Source organism: Brevibacterium sp. LAARM3_SD1 (assembly GCF_057364765.1).
This window is the reverse complement of record NZ_JBNFOL010000058.1, coordinates 1-9,003: the sequence shown is the minus strand read 5'-3', so window position 1 is coordinate 9,003 and position 9,003 is coordinate 1. Positions and strand designations below refer to the sequence as shown.

Genomic DNA, 9,003 nt, shown 5'->3' with positions numbered 1-9,003 from the left:
AACCGACCGCTATGCCGATGCCAACCGTGCTCTGACCGAAACCTCGGTCAAGGTCGGCAACCTGTTCGTGCTCATGTTCCCCGCCATCATGATGATCCTCCACCTCGCGACTGCGGCCGTCAGGTAGCAATTATTCGACGAGTTTGCCTTCTTGGCTGATTTCACCGGTGTGCATGAGCGCCGCGACGTCCGCCGAAACTGCAGGGATCGACTCGCGGACGACTCCGACCGACGGAGACCAGACCAAATTGACCTGCAGGTTCGGGTCCAGTTCCGGGTAGTCGCTGCGGTTATGGCAGCCGCGGGTCTCCCGACGCTCCAGCGCACATTCGAGCGTCGCCCGTGCCGCGAGCACCGAGGACTTGAGGTCGAAGGCGTGTGCGAGGTCGGCGAACCCGGCGATATCGGGGTGGATGCCGACATCAGCCATCCGCGCCTCGATCCCGGCGAGCTTCTCCAGACCGGCGAGCAGTCCGGCCTCGTCACGGACGACTCCGGCGTGCTCGGTCATGAGGTTACGGACCTCGCGTTGCAGGGCCCGCACGTTCTCCGTGCCCTCGGAGGCCAGCAGATCGGAGATCTCCGCCCGGGCCTCGTCCACCGTAGCGTGCGACCGCACCTGAGCCTCCAACGAATCGGAGTATGCAACGGCTGACCGACCGACGATCCGACCGAAGACGAGGAGTTCGATGAGCGAATTCCCGCCCAACCGGTTCGCCCCGTGCAGACCGGACGACGCCTCACCGATCGCCCACAATCCTTCGACATCGGTGCTGTGGTCGACCGGGTCGACCCACACTCCGCCCATCGAATAGTGCGCGGTCGGGGCGATCTCGATCGGCGAGGCCGTGATGTCGAGCATCTGGGTTTCCATGAGCGTCTGGAACACCCGCGGCAGCCGGTTCATGATGGTCTCGCGCGGCAGGTGGGAGACGTCGAGCCACACTCCCCCGTTCTCGGTGCCGCGCCCCTCGGCGATCTCCGTATAGGCGGCGAGCGCCACCCGGTCGCGGGTGGAGAGTTCCATGCGCTGTGGGTCGTAGCGTTCCATGAACCGCTCCCCCAGGCCGTTGCGCAGGATTCCGCCTTCACCGCGGGCCGCTTCGGAGACGAGGGTGCCGGCCGCGTTCTCGGGTTCGATGATGCCCGAGGGGTGGAACTGGACGAGTTCGGCATCGCGCAGTCGAGCGCCGGCCTCGACAGCCAGGCGGAAGGAGTCACCGGTGTTCTCGTCCCGACGTGAGGAGGTGCGTCGCCAGATCCGGTTGTGTCCGCCGGCGGCGAGGATGACGGCGTCGGCGTAGATTCGGTAGCCGGTGCCGTCGATGACGTCGAAACCGAAGGCGCCGAAGATGCGGCCGTCGGCGACGAGCAGTTTCGTGATGTAGACGCGGTCGAGGATCGGGATGTCTAGGGCTTCGGCGCGACGAATGAGGGTGCGCTGGATTTCCAGCCCCGTGTAGTCGCCGGCGAAAGCGGTACGGCGCCAGGTGTGGGCGCCGAAGAAGCGCTGAGAGATCCGACCGTCGTCCTCCTTCGCGAAGTCCATTCCATATCGCTCCAGGTCAGCGATGCCTTCGGCTGCTCCCTGGGTGACGATCTCGACGGTGCGGGGGTTGGCGAGGTCATAGGATTCCTTGATCGTGTCGGCCGCGTGCTGCTGCCAGGTGTCGTCCGGGTCCATCGTCGCCAGGGCCGCGTTGATGCCGCCGGCTGCCAGCGAGGTGTGGGCGTCCTCCTTCGGCCGTTTGCCGACAGCGAGGACGTCGGCGCCGGATTCGGCGACCTCGATCGCGGCCCGCAGACCCGATCCGCCGGCTCCGATGACCAGCACCGAGGTGGAGATGGAGTGTTCTTTTCGGCGGGATCCGCCCTGTGTGGTGTTCATGAATTCCACTATGGAACCGCCCGTTCCATACGTCCAATGCATTGTTTGAGTCAAGTCGATAGCGATACACTATTGCCATGTCTGACCTGCATGGAGACCGATCATGAACCTCGAACAGCTGAGAAGCTTCGCCGAGGTGGCCGCCACCGGCCATTTCACGAAAGCCGCCGCGACGCTCCACTTGGCCCAGCCCTCCCTGTCGCGACAGATCTCGACGCTGGAGAAGGAGCTCGGAGCCGAGCTTTTCCACCGCGCGCATGGTCACATCACGCTCACCGATGCCGGGGCGACGCTGCTGCCGACGGCGAAGCGCATGCTCGCCGACGCCGAGGCGATCCGCCGTGACATGGATGAGCTCGCCGGTCTGCGGCGCGGCCGCGTCCGGTTGGGTGCGACCCCGACCCTGTGCGTGAGCCTCGTGGCCGAGACGATCAGCCGGTTCCACACCGCCCACCCCGGCGTCGAACTCGAGCTCGTGGAGAAGGGGTCCCGGGAGCTCATCGAATCTCTGGCCGGCGGCGAGCTCGACCTCGCGCTCATCACCCGCACCTTCGACCTCGCCCCGCAGATGCCGAGGCTCAGCCTGCGCGGGATCCTTGCCGAGGATCTCGTCGTCATCGCCGCCGCCGGTTCCGACCTGCTCACCTCGGACCGTGCGCAGACCGATCGGATCACGCTCGCCGAGGTGGCCGACCGACCCCAGGTCCTGTTCCATCACGGTTACGACCTCAGGGAGGCGACTTCTGCAGCGTTCGACTCAGCCGGCCTGATACCACGAGTCGTCGTCGAGGGGGTGGAGATGGATGCGGCTCTGCGCTTCGTCGAGCGTGGTCTCGGGGTCGCGATCGTCCCGGCGATGGTCCTCGTCGACCGGCCCCGGTTGGATTCGGTGCCGCTGGTCGATCCGCGCCTGCCTCGCACGGTCAGCCTCGCTAAGCGCGCGGACGTGCGGGCGACCAGGGCCGCCTCGGCGATGGAGTCGACGGTCCTGTCCACAGCCCGCACGCTCACCGACGTCGAACCCGACCTCTCCGACTATGTCCGGGTGCTGGAGTAGGCAGTTCCCAGCTCAGCGCGCCGCCACGCGGACACGGCTCCGAACCTCAGAACCAGGCGTCGGCGAGCAGTCGCAGGGACTCGCGCTGCACATCGGGGTCATAGGCGTAGGTAACGGTGATGAGCTCATCGGCACCGGTGCGCTCGACGAACTCAGCCATCTGCGCGGTCGCCGTATCCGGCGAACCGACGGCGCTGATGGACAGCATCGGGCTGGTCCCGCCCTGCGCATAGATCTCGGCCGGGTCGACCGGGGGCTGCAGATTGCGGCGACGGCCGGTGCGCATGTCATTGAACATCTGCTGCACCGAGGTGAACTGGCGGGCCGCCTCGGCGTCGGTGTCGGCGACCATGACGTTGATCCCGGCCATGACGTAGGGTTCGTCGATCTGCGCGGTGGGCGCGTCGGTGGTGAAGGAATCGCGGTAGGTCTTGATTGCGATGTCGATCTGGTCGGGTGCGAAGTGCGAGGCCAGGGAGAACGGCAGGCCCAGCTGGCCGGCGATCGAGGCGCCGTTCATCGTCGATCCGAGCACCCAGATGGGCACGTTCATCCCCGCCGAGACCGCGGACTTGATCGGCATGGTGTGCGCCTGCCCCGCCTCGGAGAACCAACCCTGCATGTCATAGATGTTCTGTGCGAAGTCCTGTGGTTCGGCCGAGGACCGGGCGAGCGCCTGCGCGGTCATCCCGTCCGTGCCGGGTGCGCGTCCGAGGCCCAGGTCGATGCGCGGCCCGTGGATGTTCGCGAGCGTCCCGTACTGTTCGGCGACCATGAGCGGGGCGTGGTTGGGCAGCATGACACCACCGGATCCGACCCGGATCTTCTCCGTCACCGAGGCGGCCTGTGAGATCAGCAGGGCCGTGGCGCTGGCGGCCAGGCCCATCGTGTTGTGGTGTTCGGCGAACCACAGGCGCTTATATCCCAGCTCGTCGGCCAGCTTCGCCGACGTCATCGATTCGGCTATGCCTTCGTGTGCGGTGGAGCCTTCCCTGATGGAGACGAGATCGAGGATATTCAACGGAACGGACACGGTAGGGGTCTCCTTCGGTAAGCGCGTGGTGCGGCCGGAAAACGCAGTCGCAGAAATTCCAGTTACTCGAGGCAACAGTCCGGGCAGACGGTTCTATTCCTGAGCAGGCGGTCCTATTTGCCGGCAAGAGGTTCAGTTTTCGGGCAGGCCACGGTTAGTCTTGGTCCACCGGACTCCCCAATGAAGGAGAGAGTATGAGCACCTCCTCCCAGCGCCGAGCCGGACGCCTACTTACCGGTGCCGCGGTATCTCTCGCCGTCGTTCTTCCTGCCTGCTCCTCTGATTCGGATTCCGGTGAGACCGCCGATCCGGACGGGTCAGGTCCGGGGGCCGCCTCGGCGGGTGCTGATTCCAGATCTTCCGGGGCTCGATCTCAAACGTCGTCTGCGCCTGGCGCGGACTCTCCCGAGGTCGTGGCTACCGGCCTCGAATCCCCATGGTCGATCGCCTTCGTCGGGCAGACGCCACTGGTCAGCGAACGCAACTCGGGTCGCATCCTCGAAGTCTCTGCTGGTGGGGACGTTCGTGAGGTCGGCCGGATCGACGGTGTCTCGGCCTCTGGTGAAGCCGGTCTGCACGGTCTCGCCGTTGACGATAACCGTCTCTATGCCTTCTTCGCCGCTGGGACGGAGAATCGGATCGTCCGGTTCGACCTCCTCGGCGAGGCGGGGGATCTGTCATTGGGTGAGGAGGCAACGATCCTCGATGGACTGCCGACCGCGAACTTCCACAACGGCGGACGGTTGGCGTTCGGGCCTGATGGGATGCTCTATGCCACGCTCGGCGATACGGGCGATCGCAGCAGTGCGCAGGATGAGGAGGCGCTGTCGGGAAAGATTCTGCGCATGACTCCCGAGGGCGAGATTCCGGATGACAATCCCTTCGGCGATTCGCTCGTCTACAGCATGGGGCACCGAAATCCGCAGGGCATCGGATGGGATGACGACGGCAAGATGTACGCCTCGGAGTTCGGGCAGGACACGTGGGATGAGCTCAACATCATCGAAGCCGGAGGCAACTACGGGTGGGCCGAAGTTGAGGGCATTGCTGGTGGCAACGGCGATGGCACTAGTTCGGGTGGCAGCGACGGCACCGATAACGGCTCGGGCGACTTCATCGACCCGGTGCAGCAGTGGACGCCCGATGAAGCGAGCCCCAGCGGATTGGCCGTCACCGATGACAGCATCCTCATTGCCGGACTGCGCGGTGAGCGCCTGCACCAGGTGCCGCTGGCCGACCTGAAGTCGTCGTCGGAGCTGTGGACCGGCGAGCATGGCCGGCTGCGCGATGTGGTCGAGGCGCCCGACGGTTCGCTGCTCGTGCTGACGAACAACACCGACGGCCGCGGAGACCCCAGTGCGGCCGACGACCGATTACTGCGCTTCACGCCCTGACGACGACGGCGTCAGCGGCGATTCGATCAAGCGTGAGCGCACTTATCAGCCGCTGCACCTAGGCATATCCGCGCTATTGCTTGAATGAGCAACCGCCCCACGGCAGTAGAAGCTCATTCAAGCGGAAGCTCACTTATCGCTGCGTACACGAACCGATAAGTGAGCGCACGCTTGAACGGCGGCACCGACTCCACCGCCACGGACCGAATAGACCGAGGCCCCGAACGCTCTTCACGTTCGGGGCCTCGTGTCAGACGTGCCGCGTGGGCAGTCTCGCTCAGTTGTCCTTGGTGCCGGGCAGGCCCTGGGACTTGCGACGCATGAGCAGGACGACGATGACGATGATGGCCAGGCCGCCCACGGAGAGCAGCACGATCATCGGCGTCGACATTCCGGAATCGCTGCCGGTGGATTCGCCGATCTCGCCGCGATCCTCGGTGTCCTTACCTGGTTCGTCGACGACTCCGCCGCCGAGTCCGGCCTTCGTCGACTCCTCGGACGATTCCTTGACCTCGCCGCCGGCGCCTTCGGCGTCCGTGATCGCGAACGAGTAGTCGCCGGAGATCGGGTGACCGTCCTGCGACACCACACGCCAGGTGACCTTGTAGTCACCGGGCTTGAGGTCATCGGGCAGGGCAACGCTGAGCTTCTTACCTTCAACGGTCAGCTCACCTGCGGAGACGTCCTTACCATCGACGACGACCTTGACCTCGGAACCGACTTCCTGGATGTCGCCGGAGAAGGTCATCTCGAGCCATTTGGGCTGCTCATCGAGTTCGGCACCGTCCTCGGGATTCGACGACACCAGCTGATCATGCGCACTGGCGGCGGGGGCGAACGCGAAGACGCTCATCGCAGCCACCAGCAGGGCGGCGAAGCCCAACCTGAGAGCGGACCAGTTCTGTCGAGTCATGAGAGTTTCTCCTTCGAGGGGTACCTGCGATATCGGTCGTGTCAGCAAGCTCGTGTCTACCAGTATCACTGAGTTTTCGCGGCCAGCGCGCGCAGACGATCCGTGATTCCCGGCACGGACACTTCAATTGTCTCAAGTGTTTCTTCGAAATCCTTGAATTCCCCGTACCAGGGATCCTCGACGTCGGGGGCGGGGATGTCGTCCCTTGCCGAGGCGGCGCCGGCCCTCCCGGGGGCCACCGCGGTCCCATCGGCTCCCGCACCTTCGTTCGCCCCTGCCACCCGGGGATCGAACTCGCGCAGCATCCGCAGCTCCGGGGCCGCCTCGGCGGGAAGGTCTGCGATCATCCGCTGCAGGGCACGATAATGGCGGGCGGTCATCGCCACCGCCAGATCGCGCTGCGCCAACCAGTCGGGCGTGATCTGCCGCGCGACATGATCGTCGGTGCGGTAGCCGGCGGCGGCGAGCACACGAGCCTGACGGGGGTCGATGGGGTTGCCGGCCTCCTCGTCGCTGATCCCGGCGGAGTCGACGACCGCCTCGGCGCCGTCTTCGGCCAGATGATGCTCAAGCACACGTTCAGCGGTGACGGACCGGCAGATGTTGCCGGTGCACACGAAAACGACGGATGCCAGACTCATTCGTTCCTCCTCGGGCAGGGCGTGCGGGGCTCTGATCACGATACTGTGGGGCCATGACTTCTGAAACCTCACAGACCTCGATCAGGCCTCAGGATGACCTGTACCAGCACATCAACGGCGAGTGGATCGACTCGTTCACGATCCCCGATGACCGTGCCGGCGACGGAGCCATGCGTGAGCTCTTCGACACCGCAGAGACCAAGGTCCGCGACATCATCACCTCCGTGACCGACACCCCGCAGGAACCCGGCTCCGAAGGGCAGAAGGTCGCCGACCTGTTCACCGCGTTCATGGACGTCGAGCGCATCAACGACCTCGGCGTCGCCCCGCTGACCTCGACGTTCGCAGCCATCGATGCCGCCGAGGACAAGTCCGAACTCGCAGCCACCCTCGCCCGCCTCGAGACCGAAGGCATCGGCGGAGTGCTCGGCGGGTACGTCACCGCCGATGCGAAGGACTCCGACGTCTACGCCCTCTACCTCGTCCAGGCCGGCATCTCCCTGCCCGACGAGGACTACTACTTCAACGACGACCACGCCGCGGTGCGCGCGAAGTTCCTCGCGCACGTGCAGAAGATCGCGGCCCTGGCCGGCCTCGGCGAGAAGTCCGGAATCTCCGACGCCGAGGTGGCCGCCAAGGTGATGGCGTTCGAGACCGAACTCGCCCGCCACCACTGGGACCGTGTGGCCTGCCGTGACGCGGAGAAGACCTACAACAAGTATTCGATCTCCGAGTTGCGCGATCTCGGCCCCGAATTCGACTTCGACTCCTACTTAGGCATCCTCACCGCCGATGCGACCGACCTCAAGTACCTCGTGGTCTCCCAGCCCTCGTTCGTCACGGGAATGGCGAAGGTGTGGGCGGAGACCGACATCGAGACGATCAAGACGTGGCTGCGCTTCGTCGTCGTCTCCGACACCGCTTCGCTGCTCTCGGATGAGTTCGTCGAGGAGAACTTCGACTTCAATTCCCGCACCCTCTCCGGCACCCCTGCCCTGCGGGAGCGCTGGAAGCGCGGGGTCAGCCTCGTCGAGGGCTACCTCGGTGAGGCCGTGGGCAAACTCTACGTCGCCGCTGAGTTCCCGCCGTCGTCCAAGGACGCGATCGATCACCTCGTGGGCATGCTCATCAAGGCCTACGACAAGTCGATCCGCGAACTCGACTGGATGAGCGAGGAGACGAAGGAGCGGGCGCTGGTCAAGCTCTCGAAGTTCACTCCGAAGGTCGGCTACCCGGACGTGTGGCGGGAGTACCCGGCCGCGATCGACGCCTCCGACCTGGTCGGGAACGTACGCCGCTGCTCGCAGGCCGAGCATGTGCGACAGGTGAAGCGGATCGGCGGACCCATCGACCGCACCGAATGGCTGATGACCCCGCAGACCGTCAACGCCTACTACCACCCGGTGATGAACGAGATCGTCTTCCCAGCCGCGATCCTCCAGCCGCCGTTCTTCGACGCCGCTGGTGATGTGGCCGCGAACTTCGGAGCGATCGGCGCGGTCATCGGCCACGAGATCGGACACGGCTTCGACGATCAGGGGTCGCGCTACGACGGCGACGGCAACCTCGTCGACTGGTGGACCGAATCGGATCGGACCCTGTTCGAGGAACGCACGAATGCTCTCATCGCGCAGTACGAAGAGCTGGTCCCTGCCGGTCTCGAAGCCAACCAGCACGTCAACGGGGCGCTGACTGTTGGTGAGAACATCGGTGACCTCGGTGGTCTGTCGATCGGGTGGAAGGCGCTTGAGCTCGAACTCGGCGAACGGGCGGGCACCCCGGGGGTGCCGGTGGCGCCGTCGGCTGATCAGGCGAAGGCGTTCTTCGAGGCCTGGGCGAAGGCCTGGCGGTCGAAGATGCGCACCGAGGAGCGTGTGCGCAGGCTCTCGATCGACCCGCATTCGCCGGAGGAGTTCCGCTGCAATCAGGTCGTGAAGAATATGACCGCGTTCCACGACACCTACGGCGTGACGGAGACCGACGGCATGTACTTAGCCCCCGACCAGCGAGTCACCATCTGGTAACCCACCCAATTACTACCTGACGGCGGCCCAGCAACCTCGCGCGAGGTTGCTGG

At 65.3% G+C, this 9,003-nt stretch carries 7 protein-coding genes; 3 read left to right on the top strand and 4 right to left on the bottom strand.

The annotated features are described in order from the left end of the window. Positions 1-130: 130 nt before the first annotated feature. Positions 131-1,888, bottom strand: a complete 1,758-nt coding sequence (locus AC2W7L_RS18200) for an FAD-dependent oxidoreductase (RefSeq protein WP_486005590.1) — start codon at positions 1,886-1,888, stop codon at positions 131-133. 103 nt (positions 1,889-1,991) lie between these two features. Here AC2W7L_RS18200 and AC2W7L_RS18195 point away from each other — a divergent pair, with 103 nt between their 5' ends. Then, positions 1,992-2,945, top strand: a complete 954-nt coding sequence (locus tag AC2W7L_RS18195; protein ID WP_486005589.1) for a LysR family transcriptional regulator — start codon at positions 1,992-1,994, stop codon at positions 2,943-2,945. A 46-nt stretch (positions 2,946-2,991) separates the two neighbouring features. Here AC2W7L_RS18195 and AC2W7L_RS18190 read toward each other — a convergent pair whose 3' ends face one another. After that, positions 2,992-3,978 (bottom strand): LLM class flavin-dependent oxidoreductase, encoded by a 987-nt coding sequence (locus AC2W7L_RS18190; RefSeq protein ID WP_486005588.1) that lies wholly within the window; start codon positions 3,976-3,978, stop codon positions 2,992-2,994. A 194-nt stretch (positions 3,979-4,172) separates the two neighbouring features. On the opposite strand from AC2W7L_RS18190, the gene AC2W7L_RS18185 reads away from it, so the two are divergent. Then, positions 4,173-5,372 carry a PQQ-dependent sugar dehydrogenase gene (locus tag AC2W7L_RS18185; protein ID WP_486005587.1) on the top strand — a complete coding sequence of 400 codons (1,200 nt, stop codon included), beginning with the start codon at positions 4,173-4,175 and terminating at the stop codon, positions 5,370-5,372. 277 nt (positions 5,373-5,649) lie between these two features. On the opposite strand, the gene AC2W7L_RS18180 is transcribed toward AC2W7L_RS18185, so the two are convergent. Next, complete coding sequence (locus AC2W7L_RS18180) at positions 5,650-6,285, bottom strand: copper resistance CopC family protein (RefSeq protein ID WP_486005586.1); 636 nt, start codon at positions 6,283-6,285, stop codon at positions 5,650-5,652. Between the two features lie 65 nt (positions 6,286-6,350). Then, positions 6,351-6,926 carry a low molecular weight protein-tyrosine-phosphatase gene (locus tag AC2W7L_RS18175; RefSeq protein ID WP_486005585.1) on the bottom strand — a complete coding sequence of 192 codons (576 nt, stop codon included), beginning with the start codon at positions 6,924-6,926 and terminating at the stop codon, positions 6,351-6,353. A gap of 53 nt (positions 6,927-6,979) precedes the next feature. Between AC2W7L_RS18175 and AC2W7L_RS18170 the strand changes: the two genes are divergently transcribed. After that, positions 6,980-8,950, top strand: a complete 1,971-nt coding sequence (locus AC2W7L_RS18170) for a M13 family metallopeptidase (protein ID WP_486005584.1) — start codon at positions 6,980-6,982, stop codon at positions 8,948-8,950. Positions 8,951-9,003: the final 53 nt, after the last annotated feature.

Excerpts from the sequence above, each read along its gene's own strand:
- AC2W7L_RS18170 (WP_486005584.1), top strand. The coding sequence starts at position 6,980 with ATGACTTCTGAAACCTCACAGACCTCGATCAGGCCTCAGGATGACCTG.
- AC2W7L_RS18175 (WP_486005585.1), bottom strand. The coding sequence starts at position 6,926 with ATGAGTCTGGCATCCGTCGTTTTCGTGTGCACCGGCAACATCTGCCGG.
- AC2W7L_RS18195 (WP_486005589.1), top strand. The coding sequence starts at position 1,992 with ATGAACCTCGAACAGCTGAGAAGCTTCGCCGAGGTGGCCGCCACCGGC.
- AC2W7L_RS18200 (WP_486005590.1), bottom strand. The coding sequence starts at position 1,888 with ATGAACACCACACAGGGCGGATCCCGCCGAAAAGAACACTCCATCTCC.
- AC2W7L_RS18180 (WP_486005586.1), bottom strand. The coding sequence starts at position 6,285 with ATGACTCGACAGAACTGGTCCGCTCTCAGGTTGGGCTTCGCCGCCCTG.
- AC2W7L_RS18185 (WP_486005587.1), top strand. The coding sequence starts at position 4,173 with ATGAGCACCTCCTCCCAGCGCCGAGCCGGACGCCTACTTACCGGTGCC.